This is a genomic window from Ruegeria sp. CJ3, from assembly GCF_056536725.1.
The window spans coordinates 1-20,484 of record NZ_JBQFQE010000003.1; the positions used below are offsets into that span (position 1 = coordinate 1).

A 20,484-nucleotide genomic window follows, 5' to 3' on the forward strand; every position below is an offset into this window, starting at 1 on the left:
CAATCTGGTCATACGCTTTGAAGTCACCGAAATACTTGGTGATCGCTGCGGTCAGCGTCGTTTTACCATGGTCAACGTGGCCAATCGTGCCGATGTTGACGTGCGGTTTTGTACGCTCAAACTTTTCCTTTGCCATGATGGCCTCCTTTGTCGGTAATGAAGGGAGCCCGCCAACCGAGCTCCCTCAAATCTTCGCTTATGCGTATTTCGCCTGGATCTCGTCCGAGATGTTCTGCGGAACCGGATCGTAGTGGTCGAACTGCATGGTGAACTGGGCACGGCCCGACGACATCGAACGCAGAGTGTTGATGTAGCCGAACATATTCGCCAGCGGAACGAACGCGTCGATCGCGATCGCGTTGCCGCGCGGTTCCTGACCAGAGACCTGGCCACGACGCGAGGTCAGGTCGCCGATGATACCGCCGGTGTATTCTTCCGGGGTGATCACTTCAACCTTCATGATCGGTTCCAGCAGTTTCGCGCCAGCTTTGCGCATGCCTTCACGCATACACATCCGCGATGCGATTTCGAATGCCAGAACGCTCGAGTCAACGTCGTGGAACTTACCGTCCAGCAGGGCAACCTTGAAGTCGATCACGGGGAAGCCAGCCAGCGGGCCGCTGTCCATGACCGAGTTGATGCCTTTTTCAACACCTGGGATGTATTCCTTCGGAACGGCACCACCAACGATGCGGCTTTCGAACGAATAGCCTTCGCCTGCTTCGGTCGGCTGGATCTCAAGCTTGACTTCCGCGAACTGACCCGAACCACCCGACTGTTTCTTGTGGGTGTAGGTGTGCTCAACCGGCATCGAGATGGTTTCACGATAGGCCACCTGAGGTGCACCGATGTTCGCTTCAACCTTGAACTCGCGCTTCAGACGGTCAACCAGGATGTCCAGGTGAAGTTCGCCCATGCCCTTCATGATGGTCTGACCGGATTCCAGATCAGTTTCCACGCGGAAGGAGGGGTCTTCGGCGGCCAGACGGGCCAGACCCTGGGACATTTTTTCCTGGTCGCCCTTGGTTTTGGGCTCAACCGCGATTTCGATCACCGGATCGGGGAAGGTCATGGTTTCCAGAACCACCGGATCCTTCGCATCACACAGGGTGTCACCGGTGGTGGTGTCTTTCAGACCCGCCAGCGCGATGATGTCGCCTGCAAACGCTTCTTCGATCTCTTCCCGGTTGTTCGAGTGCATCATCATCATACGACCGATGCGCTCTTTCTTACCTTTGGTCGAGTTCAGGATCGAGTCACCTTTGTTCATGGTGCCCGAGTAGATCCGAGTGAAGGTCAGCGATCCAACGAAGGGGTCGTTCATGATTTTGAACGCCAGACCGGAGAACGCCATATTGTCGTCTGCACGACGGGCGATGTCACGAACTTCTTCCTCGTCGCCGGGTTTGAAGCCCATGTAATCGACAACGTCCAGCGGGCTGGGCAGATAGTCGATCACAGCGTTGAGCAGCGGCTGAACGCCTTTGTTCTTGAACGCCGAACCACCCAGAACCGGAACGAACGCGATTTCCAGGGTACCTTTACGCAGCAGGGCGCGCAGGGTCGGAACGTCGGGCTCATTGCCTTCCAGGTATTCCATCATCGCGTCGTCGTCCATTTCGACGGCCGCTTCGATCATCTTGCCGCGCCATTCATCAGCCATGTCTTTCAGGCTGTCGCGGATCGGGGCTTTGACCCAGCTTGCGCCCAGATCTTCGCCTTGCCACAGCCATTCTTCCATGGTGACCAGATCAACCAGGCCTTCCAGCTCGGACTCGGCGCCGATCGGAATACCAACCGGAACAGCACGTGCGCCGGTGCGGTCTTCGATCATGCGAACGCAGTTGAAGAAGTCGGCGCCGATCTTGTCCATCTTGTTGACGAAAACCATACGCGGAACCTTGTAGCGGTCAGCCTGACGCCACACGGTTTCGGTCTGGGGCTCAACACCGGCGTTTGCGTCCAGAACGCAAACGGCACCGTCGAGAACCGCCAGCGAACGTTCAACTTCGATGGTGAAGTCGACGTGGCCGGGGGTGTCGATGATGTTCAGGCGGTGCTTGGCCGAGTCAGCGGTCTGACCGTCTTCGGTGCGTTCCCAGAAGGTGGTGGTCGCAGCCGAAGTGATGGTGATGCCGCGTTCCTGCTCCTGCTCCATCCAGTCCATGGTGGCCGCACCATCGTGCACCTCACCAATGTTGTGGGATTTACCAGTGTAATACAGGATGCGCTCCGAGCAGGTGGTTTTGCCTGCATCGATATGCGCCATGATACCGAAGTTACGGTAATGTTCGAGTGTATATTCGCGTGCCATTTTGATAAGCCTCTGGAATTACCAACGGTAATGGCTGAAGGCTTTGTTCGCCTCGGCCATCTTGTGGGTGTCTTCGCGCTTTTTCACAGCAGTGCCGCGGGACTGAACGGCGTCCAGCAGCTCGCCTGCAAGGCGCTCTTCCATGGTGTTTTCGTTGCGGCCACGGGCAGCGGTGATCAGCCAGCGGATGGCCAGTGCTTCGCGGCGCTCGGGGCGGACTTCGACCGGAACCTGATAGGTTGCACCACCAACCCGGCGCGAGCGAACCTCGACCGACGGTTTGATGTTGTCGAGTGCTTCGTGGAACACTTCGACCGGTGCGCGCTTGATCTTGCCTTCAACGCGATCAAAGGCGTTATAGACGATGCGCTCTGCGACCGACTTCTTGCCGTCGATCATCAGGTTGTTCATGAATTTGGTCAGGACCTTGTCGCCAAATTTGGCGTCAGGCAGGACTTCGCGTTTTTCGGCGGCGTGACGACGTGACATATCAGCCTCTCCTTCTTACTTGGGACGCTTCGCGCCGTATTTCGAACGACGTTGCTTACGATCTTTGACGCCCTGAGTATCCAGAACACCGCGCAGGATGTGGTAACGCACACCGGGAAGGTCTTTCACACGGCCGCCACGGATCAGAACAACCGAGTGTTCCTGCAGGTTGTGGCTTTCACCGGGGATGTACGAGATGACCTCGAACCCGTTGGTCAGGCGCACCTTGGCAACCTTACGCATCGCCGAGTTCGGCTTTTTCGGTGTGGTGGTATACACACGGGTGCAGACGCCGCGCTTCTGCGGGCACTGCTCCAGGTGCATGGACTTCGAGCGTTTTACTTTGGGCTGCCGCGGTTTGCGGATCAGCTGTTGAATAGTTGGCATTCCGGTTTCTTCCCCGTTTTGCAACACACATGACATGCACGCGGTTGCGTGCGGTTAAATTCGCTGCACTCATGCGTCCACAAGCGCAAAACCCGCGAGCGTTCCCATTCCGAGGTGAACGTCGCGGTTTGTTATCAGAGGGCGCGAACGATAAAAGTGTCCGGGCCTTGACCAGTTCATTACTGAAATCGGTTATGGGGCGGCCCCCGGTACCGAGATGTCGCGCGTAATAGGGGGAGTCGGCCCAAGTGTCAACAGCATCCGGTTCTGGATGCCCCACGGGCCAGATTGCGCAGATTTATCAGCCCGTCTTGCACCGCTCCAGCCCTCAATGCCTGGTTGCGGGTCGGAAAACGCAAAGGCATAGTTTGGCCAAGCCAATTCTGACGGGTGATTCATGCAAATCCTCGGCCTGTGCCGCTTTTCCTACCCCGCCCTCGGAGGGTTTCAGACCGTACATGAAACCGTCGAAGAACGCCGCAGCTATCTCTATAACCCCGCCCGTCTTGAGGAACGGTTCCGCCTGTTCGAAGCCTCGACCCTGCCCTGTTTTCGCGAACAGACCGATGAGGATTTCGACTTCCTGATCGTGATCGGGGATTGCCTGCCAAAACCGGCCTTTGACCGGCTGCACGATCTGACCGCAGGGATGAAACAAGTTCGGATCATCCAGAAGTCCGCCGACACCCAGATGAGGCCGCGTCAGGTCATGAGATCGGTGCTGAATGCGGCCCGCACCGATCCCGATCAGCCCTGCATCCAGTTCCGGCATGACGATGACGATGCGGTCTCGGTCGATCTGGTCGAGCGCCTGCGCGTCGCAGCGCAGGACAGTGCGGGGTTGCTGGCCAAAAACCAGATGGTCGGGATCGACTATAGTCTTGGATTCTTTGCCCGGTTCGGCCCGGAGGGCATTCGTGCCTCGGAAGTGTACAAACCCATGCTGGGCGTCTCGCAAGGCATGTATATCGCAGGCGGATGCACCCAGTCGGTCATGAATTTCACGCATCACCGCATTGCACGTTTCATGCCCGTCATCAGCTATGCAGACGCGCCGATGTGGGTACGCACGCTAAACGGATTCAACGATTCCAAACACGCGCGAAACAACAAGGATGAGTTTGAGGCGCTGACACCAGAGTTGGAGGGTGAATTCATTGCGCGCTTTGCCATCGATCAGAACGTGGTGCGCCGGGTTCATTCGGCCTGAGCGGACCTTTCCCGGAACAGCGTAAACAGCCCGGCCCCGACAACCAACGCAGCGCCCATCATCGTCACCGGGTCGGGCCAGTCGTCAAAGACCAGCCAGCCCAGAACCAGAGCCCAGATCAGGCTGGAATATCGGAACGGCGCGACAAAACCGACCTCACCCACGCGCATCACCATGACACTGAACAGATAGCCGCTGAGGACAAAGACGGCGGCCGAGACCGTCAGCACCCCGGCAGCCAGCGGAACCGGTACCCAGCCCTCAAAAAGCGAAACAACTGCGGCGGTCAGCGTGATCGTTAGCGATGTGGCCAGCGTGACCACCATCGAGGGCACATCGGCCGACATGCGCCGCGTGATCAGGTCCCGCAGGGTGACAGATGCCACCGCAATCAGCGCGTAGACGGCATAAAGGCTGAATCCATCCGGACCGGGGCGCACGATCAACAGCATCCCCGCGAACCCAAGTGCAATCGCGGTGATCCGTCGCCAGCCGATACGCTCGCCAAACACCAAGGCCGCCCCAAGCGTCACCGTCAGCGGCAGCGCCTGCAGCACCGCCGTCACATTCGCCAGCGGCATATGCTTGAGAGCGGTCAGAAAGAAGAAAGTGGCGGACAGCTCGCTGAGGCAGCGCAGGGCGATCAACCCCTTGTCATGACGCGGGAAATTCAGGTGCAACGCGCCCAGATGTCGGGCCAGTAGAAAGACCAAAGCGGTCGCCACCGCGCCCCGGATCGCCACCAGTTGAAACAGCGGCAAATCCTGCAACGCAACTTTGACCAGCGTGTCATTGACGGTAAAGCCCGCCATGCTGCCCATCATCAGCAGCGCGCCTTTCATATTTGGCGTCATTCGGCCTTTATCCAATCGCAAGTGAACGGAACCATTGGCCCGTCAGGTCTGCCCAATGTCAACTTATCAATGAAGGCTCCACCGAGCCCTGCTGACAGAGCCCTGTGCCATGTTATGATGAAACCCCGCCAAATCAAAGAGGTACACCGTGATCGAAGGCCTGAGCCACATGACATTCATTGTAAGAGACCTCGATAAGATGGAGGAAGTGCTGACAACCGTTCTGGATGCCAGAAAGATCTATGACAGCGGCGACTGGACGTTTTCCCTGTCGAAAGAACGGTTCTTCGACATCGGCGGCCTATGGATTGCCACGATGGAGGGCGAGCCGTTGACCGAAAGGACCTATAATCATGTCGCTTTCAAAATGGGCGAAGATGACTATGACGAGCGGTTGCGACGCATCCGGTCGCTTGGCCTCGAAGTGCGCGAAGGCCGGTCGCGGGTTCCGGGCGAGGGGCGCTCAATCTATTTCTACGACCACGACAACCATATGTTCGAGCTGCACAGCGGCACGCTTGAAGAACGATTGAAACGTTACGCCGAGGGGCCTGAAACTTAAAAAGTTTCAGGGGCGGTTTCTTTTCAAGAAACCGCCCCCCGACGAAAAAAGGCCCCGCTTAACGGCGGGGCCTTGATCGGTTTATATCGTGGCGCTTATTCGCGGCTTTCCGGAGTTTCCACCAGAACGTCCAGCTCATCTCCGACCATGTCGTCGTCGATCATCGGCGCAGCCAGAGCAGCAGCCGCTTCGGCCTCTTCCCGGCGGGCTTCGATGACCACATTGTCACGCGACTGCGCGATGTGGCGGACGGCCTGCGTGGCCCCACCGGTCCCGGCGGGGATGAGGCGACCGACGATGACGTTCTCTTTCAGGCCAACCAGCTTGTCCTTCTTGCCCTGAACCGAAGCCTCGGTCAGCACGCGGGTGGTTTCCTGGAACGACGCTGCCGAGATGAACGAACGCGTCTGCAGTGAGGCCTTGGTGATCCCCAAGAGGATCGGCTCACCCTGAGCAGGGCGACCGCCCCGGGCGATGGCCTTCTCGTTGGCCGCGTCAAACTCCTGCTTGTCGACATGCTCGCCTTTCAACAGGGTGGAATCGCCTGAATCCAGGATCTCCCACTTCTGCAGCATCTGGCGCACGATGACCTCGATGTGCTTGTCGTTGATCTTCACGCCCTGCAGACGATAGACGTCCTGCACTTCGTCGATCATGTAATCCGCCAGCGCTTCGACACCCATGATGGACAGGATGTCATGCGGAGCCGGGTTACCGTCCATCAGGTATTCACCCTTCTGGATGAAGTCCCCTTCGGCGACCGGGATGTGCTTGCCCTTGGGCACCATGTACTCGATGGTCTCCATGGTCTCGTCAGCCGGTTCGATGCTGATGCGGCGCTTGTTCTTGTAGTCGCGGCCAAAGCGCACGTAACCATCGGCTTCTGCGATGATTGCGTGATCTTTCGGACGACGGGCTTCGAACAGTTCGGCCACACGCGGCAGACCACCGGTGATGTCCTTAGTCTTGGCGCCTTCACGCGGGATACGCGCGACAACGTCACCGGCTTCGATCTGCTGGCCATCTTCGACCGACAGGATCGCATCCACCGACATCGGATAGTGAACCGGGTTGCCCGCATCGTTGCGGACCGGTTCGCCATCTTCACCGACCAGAATGATCTCGGGCTTGAGGTCGCTGCCTTTGGGGGCGGCGCGCCAGTCGATCACGATCTTCTGGGTCATACCGGTTGCATCATCGGTCTCGTCACGGACAGCAAGGCCCGAAACCAAGTCGACGTACTTCGCAGTACCAGCTTTCTCGGCGATGATCGGCAGGGTGTAGGGATCCCATTCGAACAGCTTGTCGCCGCGAGCGACTTTGGTACCATCCTTGACGAACAGCTTCGAGCCGTAGCCCAGCTTGTGGCTGGCACGCTCTTCACCGTGTTCGTCCTTGATCACCAGCTTCATGTTCCGGCCCATGACCAGGCTTTCACCTGCGGCATTCACCAGAATCTGCGGGTTCTCGAAGGAAACGACACCGTCCTGGCTGGCTTCCTGGAACGACTGCTGACCACCTTGCGCAACACCACCGATGTGGAAGGTCCGCATCGTCAGCTGTGTACCGGGTTCACCGATGGACTGGGCGGCGATGATGCCGACAGCCTCACCCGTGTTCACCATGGTACCGCGTGCAAGGTCACGACCATAGCAAGTGGCGCAAACGCCTTCCTCGGACTCACAGGTCAGAGGCGAACGGATGCGCATCGACGCAACGCCAGCCTCATCAATGGTGTCAGCCATGCGTTCGTCGATCAGCTGACCAGCAGCAACCAGAACCTCATCCGTGCCCGGACGCAGAACGTCATCAGCAGAAACACGGCCCAGCACACGTTCGGCCAGCGAGGCGACAACCTCACCGTCGTTCACGGCGGCTTCGGCAGTGATCGCTCGCTCGGTGCCACAGTCGATCTCACGAACGATGCAGTCCTGCGCCACGTCCACCAGACGACGGGTCAGGTAGCCTGAGTTCGCCGTCTTCAGAGCGGTATCCGACAGACCTTTACGAGCACCGTGGGTCGAGTTGAAGTATTCAAGAACGGTCAGACCTTCTTTAAAGTTCGAGATGATCGGCGTCTCGATGATGTCACCGTTCGGCTTGGCCATCAGGCCACGCATACCGCCCAGCTGTTTCATCTGAGTGACCGAGCCACGCGCGCCCGAGTGGGCCATCATGTAGACCGAGTTCGGTTCCTGTTCGGACCCATTCTCTGCCCGTTCAGACGACGAAATGGTGCTCATCATCGCTTCGGTGACACGGTCGTTACATTTCGACCAGGCATCGACAACCTTGTTGTACTTTTCGCCCTGCGTAATCAGACCGTCCATGTACTGCTGTTCAAAGTCCTTCACCTGACTGCGGGTGTCATCAACGATGCCCCACTTGTCGTCGGGAATGACCATGTCGTCCTTACCGAACGAGATGCCCGCCTTGAACGCTTCTTTGAAGCCCATCGACATGATCTGGTCACAGAAGATAACCGACTCTTTCTGACCGCAGTAGCGGTAGACGGTGTCGATCACCTGCTGCACTTCTTTCTTCCGCAGCAGACGGTTGACCAGCTCGAACGGTGCTTTGTTGTTCATTGGCAGCAAGGCACCCAGACGCAGACGGCCCGGAGTGGTCTCGAAACGCTTCTGAACTTCGTTGCCTTCGTCGTCGATCTGAGTGATCCGCGCGGTGATCTTGGTGTGCAGATGCACTTCACCGGCGTCCAGCGCGTGCTGAACTTCTTCGATAGACCCAAAGACCTTGCCTTCACCCGGCATGCCTTCGCGTTCCAGTGTCACATAGTAGAGACCCAGGATCATATCCTGCGACGGGACAATAATGGGCGCGCCGTTGGCAGGCGACAGAACGTTGTTCGTCGACATCATCAGAACACGGGCTTCCAGCTGTGCCTCAAGGCTCAGTGGGACGTGAACCGCCATCTGGTCACCGTCGAAGTCGGCGTTAAAGGCCGAACAGACCAGCGGGTGCAGCTGGATGGCTTTACCTTCGATCAGAACCGGCTCGAACGCCTGAATGCCAAGACGGTGCAGCGTCGGCGCACGGTTCAGCATGACAGGGTGTTCGCGGATCACCTCGTCAAGAATATCCCACACTTCGGGACGCTCTTTCTCGACCAGTTTCTTCGCCTGTTTCACAGTCGAAGACAGACCCTTGGCTTCAAGGCGCGAGTAGATGAACGGCTTGAAAAGCTCCAGCGCCATCTTCTTGGGCAGGCCACACTGGTGCAGCTTGAGTTCCGGACCGGTCACAATGACCGAACGACCCGAGAAATCGACCCGCTTACCCAGAAGGTTCTGACGGAAGCGGCCCTGCTTACCTTTCAGCATGTCCGACAGTGATTTCAGCGGACGCTTGTTGGCGCCGGTGATCACGCGGCCACGACGGCCGTTGTCGAACAGAGCGTCAACGGATTCCTGCAGCATCCGCTTTTCGTTGCGGACGATGATGTCAGGCGCGCGCAGCTCGATCAGACGCTTCAGACGGTTGTTCCGGTTGATGACGCGGCGATACAGATCGTTCAGATCCGAAGTCGCGAAACGGCCACCATCCAGCGGAACCAGCGGACGCAGTTCCGGCGGAATGACCGGGATCACGGTCATCACCATCCACTCGGGCCGGTTGCCCGACTCGAGGAAGGATTCAACGACCTTCAGACGCTTGATGATCTTCTTGGGCTTCAGTTCGCCGGTCGCTTCGGCCAGATCAGCGCGCAGCTGCTCGGCTTCGGCTTCCAGATCGATCTGGGCCAGCATCTCACGGATGGCTTCGGCACCGATATTCGCGGTGAACGCGTCCATGCCATAGGCATCCTGCGCATCCATGTACTCTTCTTCGGTCAGCATCTGGCCATAGGTCAGGTCGGTCAGACCAGGTTCGATAACGACATAGTTTTCAAAGTACAGAACGCGTTCCAGATCGCGCAGCGTCATGTCCAGCATCAGACCGATGCGGGACGGCAGCGACTTCAGGAACCAGATATGTGCGACGGGCGCGGCCAGTTCGATGTGGCCCATACGCTCACGGCGGACTTTCTGCAGGGTGACTTCCACGCCACATTTTTCGCAGACAACGCCGCGATACTTCATCCGCTTATATTTGCCGCACAGACATTCGTAGTCTTTGATCGGGCCAAAGATACGCGCGCAGAACAGACCGTCACGCTCGGGCTTGAACGTCCGGTAGTTGATGGTTTCGGGTTTCTTGATCTCGCCATAGGACCAAGACAGGATCCGCTCGGGGCTGGCCAGCGAGACCTTGATCTCGTCGAAGACCTTCGGGGGCGTCAGCGGGTTGAACGGGTTGTTGGTGATTTCCTGGTTCATTTGTTACCTCAAATCTTGCGGAAGGGGGGAGAGGGGAGCGGAAACTTCAAAAGTTTCCGCCTAAGAATTTTTTCAAAATTCTTATTCCTCAACCTCCGCATCCAGGAGTTCCATATTCAGGCCGAGGCCGCGGACTTCTTTCACCAGAACGTTGAACGATTCCGGTACGCCCGCTTCAAAGTTATCCTCGCCCTTGACGATCGACTCATAGACCTTGGTCCGGCCGGCGACGTCATCCGATTTCACGGTGAGCATCTCCTGCAGGGTGTAGGCGGCGCCGTAAGCTTCCAGAGCCCAGACTTCCATCTCACCAAAGCGCTGACCACCGAACTGCGCCTTACCACCCAGCGGCTGCTGGGTGACCAAGCTGTACGGCCCGGTCGAACGCGCGTGGATTTTGTCATCCACCAGGTGGTGCAGTTTCAGCAGGTACTTGATGCCCACGGTGACCGGACGTGCAAATTGCTCACCGGTGCGACCGTCGAACAAAACCGACTGACCGCTTTCCGAGAAGCCCGCACGCACCAGCGCGTCGTTGACGTCTGCCTCTTTGGCACCGTCGAAGACCGGGGTTGCGATCGGAACACCGCGGGTCACGTTGCCCGCAGCCTCGATCAGGCCATCCTCGTCCAGACCGGTGATGCCTTCTTCGTAGACATCCTCGCCATAGGCCAGCTTCATCGCTTCGCGAACCGGGGTCAGATCGCCGGAGCGGCGGTACTCACCCAGAGCGTCGTCGATGTTCAGACCCAGACCGCGTGCGGCCCAACCCATGTGGGTTTCCAGAATCTGACCAACGTTCATACGCGACGGCACGCCCAGCGGGTTCAGACAGAAGTCGACCGGCGTACCATCGGCCAGGAACGGCATGTCTTCCATCGGAACAACCTTGGAGATCACACCTTTGTTCCCGTGACGACCGGCCATCTTGTCGCCCGGCTGCAGCTTACGCTTCACGGCGATGAAGACTTTGACCATCTTCATCACACCCGGCGGCAGGTCGTCGCCACGACGGACCTTCTCGACCTTGTCCTCGAAACGGGCGTCCAGAGCACGCTTCTGCACTTCGTACTGCTCGTTCAGAGCCTCTACGATCTGCGCGTCCTGCTCACCTTCGAGCGCCAGTTGCCACCACTGACCACGGGTCAGGGTTTCCAGCAGCTCCTCGGTGATCACCGAGCCTGCCTTGACGCCTTTCGGGCCTTTGACGGCGGTTTTACCCAGGATCAGACCTTGCAGACGCGCATAGATGTTGCGGTCAAGGATTGCCAGCTCGTCGTCCCGGTCACGGGCCAGACGTTCGACTTCCTCACGCTCGATCTGCAACGCGCGCTCGTCTTTCTCGACACCGTGACGATTGAAGACGCGGACTTCCACGACCGTACCGTAATCGCCCGGCTTCACGCGCAGCGAGGTGTCGCGCACGTCAGATGCTTTTTCACCAAAGATGGCGCGCAGCAGCTTTTCTTCCGGGGTCATCGGGCTTTCGCCCTTCGGAGTGATCTTGCCGACCAGAATATCGCCCGGCTCAACATCCGCACCGATGTAAACGATGCCAGCCTCGTCGAGGTTGCGCAGCGCTTCTTCACCGACGTTCGGGATGTCGCGGGTGATCTCTTCCGGACCCAGCTTGGTGTCACGGGCGGCGACTTCAAATTCCTCGATATGGACCGAGGTAAAGACGTCATCACGCGCGATACGTTCCGAGATCAGGATCGAGTCTTCGTAGTTGTAACCGTTCCACGGCATGAACGCGACGACCACGTTCTTACCAAGGGCCAGTTCACCCATATCGGTCGACGGACCATCGGCAATGACCTCGCCCTTCTGGACGGTGTCACCCACCTTGATCAGCGGACGCTGGTTGATGCAGGTGTTCTGGTTCGAACGCTGGAATTTGCGCAGACGATAGATGTCAACGCCAGCGTCGCCCAGTTCCAGATCCTCGGTGGCACGGATAACGATACGCTGGGCATCGACCTGGTCGATGATACCGGCGCGTTTCGCCTGAATTGCAGCACCTGAATCGATCGCAACCTTTTCCTCGATTCCAGTACCGACCAGCGGCGCTTCGGCGCGCAGCAGCGGAACCGCCTGACGTTGCATGTTCGAGCCCATCAGAGCGCGGTTGGCGTCGTCATTTTCAAGGAACGGGATCAGCGATGCAGCGACCGAAACCAGCTGTTTCGGCGACACGTCGATCAGGTCCACATTCTCGCGCGGGGCGAGGGTGTAGTCACCGGCCTGACGGGTCGAAACCAGATCGTTGATGAACTTGCCATCGGCATCCAGCGTCGCGTTCGCCTGCGCCACGGTGTGACGCATTTCTTCGGTCGCAGACATATAGTGCACCTCATCGGTCACCTCGGCGTCTTTGACGACACGGTACGGTGTTTCGATGAAGCCATACTTGTTCACGCGAGCAAAGGTGGCCAGCGAGTTGATCAGACCGATGTTCGGACCTTCGGGCGTTTCAATCGGGCACATCCGGCCATAGTGGGTCGGGTGTACGTCGCGCACCTCAAAGCCCGCACGCTCACGTGTCAGACCACCGGGGCCAAGCGCCGAGAGACGGCGTTTGTGGGTAACCTCGGACAGCGGGTTGGTCTGGTCCATGAACTGCGACAGCTGCGACGAGCCGAAGAATTCACGAACAGCAGCCGCAGCCGGTTTCGCGTTGATCAGGTCCTGAGGCATGACGGTGTCGATTTCGACAGACGACATACGCTCTTTGATCGCGCGCTCCATGCGCAGCAGGCCAACGCGGTACTGGTTTTCCATCAGCTCGCCGACCGAGCGCACACGACGGTTGCCGAGGTGGTCGATATCGTCCACGTCGCCTTTGCCGTCACGCAGTTCCACCAGCGCCTTGATGCAGGCCACGATGTCCTCGCGGCGCAGCGTGCGCAGGGTGTCCGGCGCGTCCAGAGCCAGACGCATGTTCATTTTCACGCGACCAACAGCGGACAGGTCATAGCGTTCGCTGTCGAAGAACAGGGTGTCGAACAGGGCCGAGGCCGCCTCGACGGTGGGCGGCTCGCCCGGACGCATGACGCGGTAGATGTCCATCAGAGCGGTTTCGCGGCTCATGTTCTTGTCCTGAGCCATGGTGTTGCGCATGTAGGGGCCGACATTGACGTTGTCGATGTCCAGAACCGGGATGTCGGTGATGCCCGCATCCATCAGGTCCTTGACGGTGCCACCGATCAGGTCGCCGTCTTTGTCATACTCAAGGGTCAGTTCGTCACCGGCCTCGACATAGATCGCGCCGTTTTCTTCGTTGATGATGTCCTTGGCGACGTATTTGCCGACGATGTTGTCGAAGGGCACCAGCAGGTCGGTGACTGCACCTTCGTCGATCAGCTTCTTTACCGCGCGCGGGGTGACTTTCTTGCCCGCTTCGGCAATCACTTCGCCCGATTTCGCGTCGATCAGATCATATGTCGGACGGGTGCCGCGCACACGCTCGGGGAAGAAGGGCGTGACCCAGCCTTTCTTCTTGTCCAGCTTGTAGGACACGGTGTTGTAGTACGCGTCCATGATCGCTTCCTGATCCAGACCCAGCGCATACAGCAGAGTTGTCACAGGCAGCTTGCGGCGACGGTCAATACGGGCGAACACGATATCTTTAGCGTCGAACTCAAAGTCCAGCCAGCTGCCGCGATACGGGATGATGCGGCAGGCAAACAGCAGTTTGCCCGAGGAATGGGTCTTGCCCTTGTCGTGGTCAAAGAACACACCGGGCGAGCGGTGCATTTGGGACACGATCACACGCTCGGTGCCGTTCACGATGAACGTGCCGTTCGGTGTCATCAGGGGCATATCGCCCATGAACACGTCCTGTTCCTTGATGTCTTTGACCGATTTCGCGCCGGTGTCCTCATCGACATCAAACACGATCAGACGCAGAGTGACCTTCAGCGGCGCGCTATAGGTCATATCGCGCTGCATGCACTCTTCGACGTCGTATTTGGGTTTTTCCAGATCGTATTTCACAAACTCCAGAACGGAGGTTTCGTTGAAATCCTTGATCGGGAAAACCGACTGGAACACACCTTTGATGCCTTCGCCATCTGTGGGCTGTTCTGCATCGCCGGAGCGCAGGAAAAGGTCATAAGAAGATTTCTGCACCTCAATGAGGTTCGGCATTTCCAAAACTTCGCGGATTTTGCCGTAATATTTACGAAGACGTTTCTGGCCAAGGAACGTTTGAGCCATGTCAGATGTCACCTTTCGATGTTCTCAGCGGGCAAAGACACCGTCGGGCCCCGGCATCTTGCACAATCGAGACGACACGTCCGGATCAATTCGTGACCACCGTCCCGAAGGCGGCCTCCCGATCCGAAAACCGTGTCTTAGAAAACACCCCCTTGATTGAGGCCCTTTCTAAGACAGGTTCGGCTGGACCCGGATTTCTCCGGACCCAGCCAAATTTTTCGGCACATCAGCGATGCGCCAGAGACTAAGCTTAGGCCAGCTCGACTTCGGCGCCAGCTGCTTCCAGCTTGGCTTTGACGTCTTCTGCTTCTGCTTTGTCTACGCCTTCTTTGATCTTGCCACCGGCTTCGACCAGTTCCTTGGCTTCTTTCAGGCCCAGACCGGTGATGCCGCGAACTTCTTTGATCACGTTGATTTTCGAAGCGCCGGCGTTCTTCAGAACGACGTCGAATTCGGTTTTTTCTTCCTCAGCTGCGCCACCGGCGTCGCCGCCTGCTGCCATGACAACTGCGCCGCCAGCTGCGGGCTCGATGCCGTATTCGTCTTTGAGGATGGTTTTCAGTTCTTGTGCTTCCAGCAGGGTCAGACCCACGATGCTTTCTGCGAGTGCTTTCAGATCAGCCATTTTATCAGCTCTTTCCGTTTACAGTGTGTGTTCCAACGTCAGGGGGTATCCCCTACGCAGATCATTCAGTGCCAACCGCTTACGCAGCTTCCGCCTTCTCTTCGATGGTGGAAAGGATGCTTGCGATGTTGCTTGCAGGTGCGCCAATCGCGCCGGCGATGTTCGAAGCAGGTGCGCCAATGCAGCCCACGATCGAAGCAATAAGCTCTTCACGGGACGGCATTTTCGAAACTGTTTCGACGCCTTTGCGGTCCAGAGCGTTCTCGCCCATAGCACCGCCGAGGATCTCAAAATTCTTGTTATCCTTGGCGAAGTCCTCGGCCACCTTGGCTGCTGCCACGGGGTCCTCGGAATAGGTCAGAACGGTCATCCCTGTCAGCAGGTCGGCCATGCTTTCACACGGCTTACCCTCAAGGGCGATTTTGGCGAGCCTGTTTTTGGCAACACGCACGGCACCACCCGCGTCACGAGCACGTGCGCGAAGGTCCTGCATCTCGGCAACTGTCAGACCGGCGTAGTGCGAAACCACTACGACGCCAGAGCTTTCGAAGATTTGGCCGAGTTCCTCGACCACTTTCTCTTTCTGGGCTCTATCCACAGTTCTCTCCAAGTTAGGGGCGATATCTCACCCCGGCTCATATTTGCCGAAGGCAAGCCTCCGGCGTTCAGGTCCGTTGTTACGGGATTGGCCAAAATGCGCCCGAGGATCGTGACCCTCAGAATTCTTTGGTCTTACCCGTCTCAGGCAGGGAATTAAGGGGCCATATGGCACCACCCACCGTCTTGGACGAAACAAAATAAAGCGCACGACGAATCGCACGCTTTATTCCGCAGCCCTACTTAGGGCAGATGGCCTGGGTTTCCAAGGGGTAAATTGCCCACCCGCTCGGCGCTTTCTAAGCCACCTTGCATTGACACGCACACGCCTGTGGTGTCCGGTCACGCCAATGTATGACCAACAATGCTGCAATCCCGCCCCACTATGTTGACCCTCACGCCTGACGAAACGCAGCGCGCCACGCAATATGCCCAAGAGTTCGCGCAGGCCACTCGCGCGGGGACGGTCGCGTCAGTGGTCGGCGTCAAGCGGTCACACGACTTTCCGGGCAAGCGGCTGGTCCTGCGCGTGACGACCGGCAATCGCGATTTCGCGCTCAAGGTCGATCTGGACTCGCCCGAAACCGGGCGCTTGCAGCATGAATACCGCGTTCTGACGGACCTGAGCGCCCATTTTGCGCAAACCGCAACGTCGCGGGTCGTGACCCCGGCCTATATGTCGCCGTCGGGTCTGTTTTTTGTCACCGAATTCATCGACCGCACCACGGCGCTGGATGTGATCTATAACGAGCCCGACGACAACAGGGTTGCGCAAGCCTATCGCCGGGCCGGTGCGTGGCTGCATGATCTGCACAGCGTGCAACCGGCGCAGCCCTATGCGTTCTGGCCACAATGGATGATGGAGCGCATCCGCAATTCCTCGGACACGATCAAATCGCATGTTCGGCACGAATACCAACGCATGATGAACATCATGCGCGCGGACGCGGTGCACCTGCGCGGGCTGGAAGACATACGCGTGTTTTCGCACGGAGATTTCCACGGCCTGAACCTTATCCTAGGCCAGGGCACGGCCATCGGGCTGGATTTCACCGAAGCGCGCGACAAGCTGGCCGTCTACGATATCGTCGATTTCCTGAAGGCCGATGTGTTTCGCCCCGGAGATGCCGAGGAGTTGGACCGCAGCGGCATCCTGAGCCGCAATAAAGAGATGTTCTTTCGCCTCTACCGCCATCCGATCAACATGGACATTCTGGACTTTTGCATGCGCGGGCGATTGATGCGCGACTGGCTGCTGCTGAGCCAGCAGGATCGCGAATACAGCGACTATGACAGACGCCGCGCCGACCGCCTGCGCCTGCGCCTGAAACTGACCCTGACCGATACTTTGATCTGAGGCGGCGCGGCCTTTCGGCCTGCCCGGTCAGATATAGCTGCGCAGAACCGCGGCATCCCGTGCGCCAAGGGTCGGCGCGACCGTCGGGCCGAACTGCGCGCCGGCCGCACCCAGTTCAGGGAACAGAGACAGGATCTCGGCCCGCTGGCGCATGGTCAAAGCCCCGACCGAGTTGCGCGCCAAAAAGAAGCTTTCGCTCAACGCCCCATTCGAACGCACCAGATGATGCCGGTCGAACATGAAATGAGTATACCGCACGGCTTCGGTCTCGTGGATGCCCACCCCCGGCAACCCGCACAGATGCTTGGCCGCAACCAGCACCTCGCGCTCACCAAACAGAATCTCGGCGGCGGCATCGTTGATCAGCACTCGATGCTGCTGCGACAGCACAAGCTGAGTACTGTTGCCGATCACGCCAGGGGCGATGACAACAGGGGCGAATGCTCCGGCCCCCTTGACCTGCGTATGCCCGACCCAGAGCACGCTCTGTAGCCCTCCGTCCCGGGTCCAGACCCGCTGACCGACATGGATGTCTTCGACCAGACAGTTGCCGCCTTCGGTCTCGATCAGCGTCCCGGCCGCAAAGCAGGGGATATAGTCGGTATAGGCCGAACTGCCGGCATTTGACCCACTGACCTTGATATATTGCGTCCCGTCAACAAGCGGTGCCGACGTACCATAGCCCCAGACGTCCGAAAACACGCCGCCCTGCGAGAAGACGTAAATCGTGATTTCCGGCCCGGTCGGATTGCCATCGGCGTCCAGCGCCCGCACGTTGATCAGCGACTCGGACTCGACCCCCTGCCCGTTCGCGACGATGCCGCCCCCATCGGTGATGATATGATCGCCGGGTTCGTCGTCATTGAAGACGTCGACTTCAAACGTGTCGTCCAGGGTTATCGTGGTGCCCGTTCCGGCCGAATACTCGAATATCGTCCCATCCGGCGTGTCCGAGTTGTTGACGATCGGCCCCCCCTCAATCGCGGGATTGCCGCTTGAGAGCACGAGCAGGCTTTCACTATCCTGGGCAAAGAAACTGCGTAGAACCATCGCGACCGAACCGTTACTGAAGAAACACAAAACCCGGGTGTCGGCCCTGGTTACCTTCAGAGTGTATCGGAAAATTCGCGCAATCGATCAACCCCGCCGGGCGATCACTTTTTCGTCTCCAGTCGCCGCCGGAGCTCTTGCCGCATGGGTCGGGGTGCGGTCTTCAGCACATTGCGCAGGCGGCGCCGGTTATAGGCTTTCTCTCCGCTATCGAGCCGGGCCAGAATGGTCGCGAATGGGATCACTGGATGAAACAGGCGGTGCTCATCCACCCGGTCCCGTACCACCTCGTACAGATGAGGAGGATTCGTGCTGAAAGTCTCGACCGGCACCTGATCCGGGATCACATCCTCCAGTTTTGCATAGGAAAGCTTCCCTCGGTTGACGGCCCCGGCAAGGACCGCTTCGTCGTTCAGCTTGATATCGGGAAACCGGCGCAATTGCTCGGCCCGCAGTTTTTTCATTTCGTCTATGACATTCGGACTCACCGCCGTAAGCGGGAACAGGCACCCCCAGTTGGGGTCGACTCCAAAGTGATACAGCGTATTCGAGAACCTCCGGCCCCCAATCTTCTCAAGACGTGCCGCAATCGCATCAGCAGGATATGAGGACATAGAACGGACCAAGTCCGCCACACCAGCAGACGGGACAAAAACATCGGATTCGATGAGAACGTAGCGCGCAAAACCCGGCAACGCGGCGGCGGCCAGATAATAGCACATATCCCCGCACATCCAGCGCCATCGTTGCGGCAGAGACTTCAAACCCTGTTCGCCGAGAGCTTCACCGCAAAGCAACACCTTCGTGAAAGGTGTGCAATCTGCCGGGCCATCTTGTTCGTCCATGACAATTGCGACCTCGGCTCCGGCTGATGCGAGACGCGTGGCCAGCAGGCGTGCCATCTCGGGGAACCCTCTGGTCCTGACGAGAAACAGGGTTTCAATCGAGGTATCCACTGCGTCGCTGACCTGCCCTGAGTTTCGTGCTTGTGCGATGCGACCACCGGTTCGCAATCGATCGCGAACCATTCTCTGCCATCAGTTTTTTCGCTGCGCAAGGCGGCGACAAAACAAAAAAAACCGGGCAGCGCGCGCCACCCGGGTTTTCTATTGCTGAAAGGTCAGCGAGGGCTTATTCGCCCGCTGCCTCTGCCACGTCGACAGTCACGCCCGGGCCCATGGTCGAGCTCAGCGCGATTTTCTTCATGTAGGTGCCCTTGGCGCCCGAGGGTTTCGCCTTGGCCACAGCCGAGACAAAGGCGCGAACGTTTTCGACCAGCTTGGCTTCGTCGAACGACGCTTTGCCAACTCCGGCATGCACAACGCCGCCTTTTTCCGCCTTGAACTGAACTTCACCACCCTTGGCTGCTTCCACGGCCGCTTTCACGTCCATGGTCACGGTGCCCACCTTGGGGTTCGGCATCAGGTTGCGGGGGCCCAGAACTTTACCAAGACGGCCGACGATGGGCATCATGTCCGGGGTCGCAATGCAGCGGTCAAATTCGATGGTGCCACCCTGAATGGTTTCCATCAGGTCTTCTGCACCAATGATATCCGCGCCTGCTTCTTTTGCTTCGTCAGCTTTGGGGCCGCGTGCGAATACAGCAACGCGCATCGCTTTGCCGGTGCCATTGGGCAGGCCGACAACGCCGCGCACCATCTGGTCCGCATGGCGGGTGTCGACGCCCAGGTTCATCGCGATTTCGATGGTCTCGTCGAATTTCGAGGTTGCATTGCCCTTGACCAGAGCAACCGCTTCTTCGACCGACAGATTTTCCTTGCCAGCGATAGCTTCGCGCGCGGCGCGGGTACGTTTACCAAGTTTTGCCATCTTACTTCACCTCGATGCCCATAGAGCGGGCCGAGCCCAGGATGATCTGCATCGCACCTTCGACGCTGGTGGCGTTCAGATCTTTCATTTTGGCTTCGGCGATTTCACGAACCTGCTTGGTGGTCACGGTTGCCACAGTCTCACGACCGGGGTTCTCGGCGCCACGGGGGCGGTTCCGCTTGCCAACCGGCTTCAGACCAGCGGCTTTTTTCAGGTAATAAGACGCGGGCGGCGTCTTGATGTCCATGGTAAAGGACTTGTCCTGATAATAGGTGATCACGGTCGGGCAAGGAGCACCTTGCTCCATGTCTGCGGTCTTGGCGTTGAACGCCTTGCAGAATTCCATGATGTTGATGCCGCGCTGACCCAGCGCCGGACCAACTGGCGGCGACGGGTTCGCCTGACCTGCAGGAACCTGCAGCTTCATTGTACCAGCAAGCTTCTTGGCCATTTGGTTTTCCTTTCAACTTAGGCGAAACGCGTTTCACCCAGACTATGTTGCGTGGTCCGATCCGGGATCGCGATCCCAGCAACCTCCCACGAGAGAATCTCGCCCGAAGACGATAGAGGCGGCATCTATAGGGGAATGGTGGGGTTGGCAAGTGGTGCTACCACCATTCTGTAGCAACGTCTTTTAGCAGGTGGAGCTGATCA

16 protein-coding genes are annotated in these 20,484 nt (G+C 58.4%); 3 read left to right on the top strand and 13 right to left on the bottom strand.

Annotated features, from left to right (window positions below; translation table 11 throughout):
• The 4 genes from ACR0J1_RS05720 to rpsL form a co-directional block, all read right to left on the bottom strand.
• A partial coding sequence (locus ACR0J1_RS05720; RefSeq protein WP_480732136.1) for a GTP-binding protein occupies window positions 1-136 on the bottom strand: 136 nt, incomplete at its 3' end.
• A 60-nt stretch (window positions 137-196) separates the two neighbouring features.
• Window positions 197-2,314, bottom strand: a complete 2,118-nt coding sequence (fusA, locus tag ACR0J1_RS05725; protein WP_480731310.1) for an elongation factor G — start codon at window positions 2,312-2,314, stop codon at window positions 197-199.
• Between the two features lie 18 nt (window positions 2,315-2,332).
• The gene (gene rpsG / locus ACR0J1_RS05730) at window positions 2,333-2,803 is read right to left on the bottom strand and encodes a 30S ribosomal protein S7 (RefSeq protein ID WP_008756926.1); all 471 of its coding nucleotides are present in this window, start codon (window positions 2,801-2,803) and stop codon (window positions 2,333-2,335) included.
• Between the two features lie 15 nt (window positions 2,804-2,818).
• Window positions 2,819-3,190, bottom strand: coding sequence for a 30S ribosomal protein S12 (rpsL, locus tag ACR0J1_RS05735; RefSeq protein ID WP_005621086.1), 372 nt, complete (start codon window positions 3,188-3,190; stop codon window positions 2,819-2,821).
• Between the two features lie 397 nt (window positions 3,191-3,587).
• Here rpsL and ACR0J1_RS05740 point away from each other — a divergent pair, with 397 nt between their 5' ends.
• Window positions 3,588-4,400: a putative rhamnosyl transferase gene (locus ACR0J1_RS05740; protein ID WP_480731311.1), complete on the top strand. Its 813-nt coding sequence runs from the start codon at window positions 3,588-3,590 to the stop codon at window positions 4,398-4,400.
• Here the strand turns inward: ACR0J1_RS05740 and ACR0J1_RS05745 are convergent.
• Window positions 4,388-5,254 (bottom strand): DMT family transporter, encoded by an 867-nt coding sequence (locus ACR0J1_RS05745; RefSeq protein ID WP_480731313.1) that lies wholly within the window; start codon window positions 5,252-5,254, stop codon window positions 4,388-4,390. The two genes, ACR0J1_RS05740 and ACR0J1_RS05745, sit on opposite strands and share 13 nt — an antisense overlap.
• A gap of 148 nt (window positions 5,255-5,402) precedes the next feature.
• Between ACR0J1_RS05745 and fosX the strand changes: the two genes are divergently transcribed.
• Complete coding sequence (gene fosX / locus ACR0J1_RS05750) at window positions 5,403-5,816, top strand: FosX/FosE/FosI family fosfomycin resistance hydrolase (RefSeq protein ID WP_480731314.1); 414 nt, start codon at window positions 5,403-5,405, stop codon at window positions 5,814-5,816.
• Window positions 5,817-5,911: 95 nt separating this feature from the next.
• On the opposite strand, the gene rpoC is transcribed toward fosX, so the two are convergent.
• From rpoC to rplJ, 4 genes are all read right to left on the bottom strand, one after another.
• Window positions 5,912-10,153, bottom strand: coding sequence for a DNA-directed RNA polymerase subunit beta' (rpoC, locus tag ACR0J1_RS05755; RefSeq protein WP_480731315.1), 4,242 nt, complete (start codon window positions 10,151-10,153; stop codon window positions 5,912-5,914).
• A gap of 81 nt (window positions 10,154-10,234) precedes the next feature.
• Entirely contained in the window at window positions 10,235-14,371 is a 4,137-nt protein-coding gene (gene rpoB, locus ACR0J1_RS05760; protein ID WP_480731316.1) for a DNA-directed RNA polymerase subunit beta, read from the bottom strand.
• Between the two features lie 250 nt (window positions 14,372-14,621).
• Window positions 14,622-14,996 (bottom strand): 50S ribosomal protein L7/L12, encoded by a 375-nt coding sequence (gene rplL, locus ACR0J1_RS05765; protein ID WP_008204003.1) that lies wholly within the window; start codon window positions 14,994-14,996, stop codon window positions 14,622-14,624.
• Between the two features lie 79 nt (window positions 14,997-15,075).
• Window positions 15,076-15,594 carry a 50S ribosomal protein L10 gene (gene rplJ, locus ACR0J1_RS05770; protein WP_010441181.1) on the bottom strand — a complete coding sequence of 173 codons (519 nt, stop codon included), beginning with the start codon at window positions 15,592-15,594 and terminating at the stop codon, window positions 15,076-15,078.
• Window positions 15,595-15,957: 363 nt separating this feature from the next.
• On the opposite strand from rplJ, the gene ACR0J1_RS05775 reads away from it, so the two are divergent.
• A complete protein-coding gene (locus ACR0J1_RS05775) occupies window positions 15,958-16,950 on the top strand; it encodes an aminoglycoside phosphotransferase family protein (protein WP_480731318.1) in 993 nt (330 codons plus the stop codon).
• Window positions 16,951-16,977: 27 nt separating this feature from the next.
• Here ACR0J1_RS05775 and ACR0J1_RS05780 read toward each other — a convergent pair whose 3' ends face one another.
• The 4 genes from ACR0J1_RS05780 to rplK all read right to left on the bottom strand — a co-directional run bounded on the left by ACR0J1_RS05780 (window position 16,978) and on the right by rplK (window position 20,281).
• Window positions 16,978-18,000 carry a Hint domain-containing protein gene (locus tag ACR0J1_RS05780; RefSeq protein WP_480731319.1) on the bottom strand — a complete coding sequence of 341 codons (1,023 nt, stop codon included), beginning with the start codon at window positions 17,998-18,000 and terminating at the stop codon, window positions 16,978-16,980.
• Between the two features lie 104 nt (window positions 18,001-18,104).
• Window positions 18,105-18,902 carry a hypothetical protein gene (locus tag ACR0J1_RS05785; protein WP_480731320.1) on the bottom strand — a complete coding sequence of 266 codons (798 nt, stop codon included), beginning with the start codon at window positions 18,900-18,902 and terminating at the stop codon, window positions 18,105-18,107.
• A 229-nt stretch (window positions 18,903-19,131) separates the two neighbouring features.
• The gene (gene rplA, locus ACR0J1_RS05790) at window positions 19,132-19,830 is read right to left on the bottom strand and encodes a 50S ribosomal protein L1 (protein WP_480731321.1); all 699 of its coding nucleotides are present in this window, start codon (window positions 19,828-19,830) and stop codon (window positions 19,132-19,134) included.
• Window position 19,831: 1 nt separating this feature from the next.
• A complete protein-coding gene (rplK, locus tag ACR0J1_RS05795) occupies window positions 19,832-20,281 on the bottom strand; it encodes a 50S ribosomal protein L11 (RefSeq protein ID WP_480731323.1) in 450 nt (149 codons plus the stop codon).
• Between the last annotated feature and the right edge of the window lie 203 nt (window positions 20,282-20,484).

What these genes read in the sequence shown, in the direction of transcription:
- ACR0J1_RS05785 (WP_480731320.1), bottom strand. Translation starts at nt 18,902, where the DNA reads ATGGCACGCCTGCTGGCCACGCGTCTCGCATCAGCCGGAGCCGAGGTC.
- rplL (WP_008204003.1), bottom strand. Translation starts at nt 14,996, where the DNA reads ATGGCTGATCTGAAAGCACTCGCAGAAAGCATCGTGGGTCTGACCCTG.
- rpoB (WP_480731316.1), bottom strand. Translation starts at nt 14,371, where the DNA reads ATGGCTCAAACGTTCCTTGGCCAGAAACGTCTTCGTAAATATTACGGC.
- ACR0J1_RS05745 (WP_480731313.1), bottom strand. Translation starts at nt 5,254, where the DNA reads ATGACGCCAAATATGAAAGGCGCGCTGCTGATGATGGGCAGCATGGCG.
- rpsG (WP_008756926.1), bottom strand. Translation starts at nt 2,803, where the DNA reads ATGTCACGTCGTCACGCCGCCGAAAAACGCGAAGTCCTGCCTGACGCC.
- ACR0J1_RS05740 (WP_480731311.1), top strand. Translation starts at nt 3,588, where the DNA reads ATGCAAATCCTCGGCCTGTGCCGCTTTTCCTACCCCGCCCTCGGAGGG.
- rplK (WP_480731323.1), bottom strand. Translation starts at nt 20,281, where the DNA reads ATGGCCAAGAAGCTTGCTGGTACAATGAAGCTGCAGGTTCCTGCAGGT.
- fusA (WP_480731310.1), bottom strand. Translation starts at nt 2,314, where the DNA reads ATGGCACGCGAATATACACTCGAACATTACCGTAACTTCGGTATCATG.
- rpoC (WP_480731315.1), bottom strand. Translation starts at nt 10,153, where the DNA reads ATGAACCAGGAAATCACCAACAACCCGTTCAACCCGCTGACGCCCCCG.
- rplA (WP_480731321.1), bottom strand. Translation starts at nt 19,830, where the DNA reads ATGGCAAAACTTGGTAAACGTACCCGCGCCGCGCGCGAAGCTATCGCT.
- ACR0J1_RS05775 (WP_480731318.1), top strand. Translation starts at nt 15,958, where the DNA reads ATGCTGCAATCCCGCCCCACTATGTTGACCCTCACGCCTGACGAAACG.
- ACR0J1_RS05780 (WP_480731319.1), bottom strand. Translation starts at nt 18,000, where the DNA reads ATGGTTCTACGCAGTTTCTTTGCCCAGGATAGTGAAAGCCTGCTCGTG.
- rpsL (WP_005621086.1), bottom strand. Translation starts at nt 3,190, where the DNA reads ATGCCAACTATTCAACAGCTGATCCGCAAACCGCGGCAGCCCAAAGTA.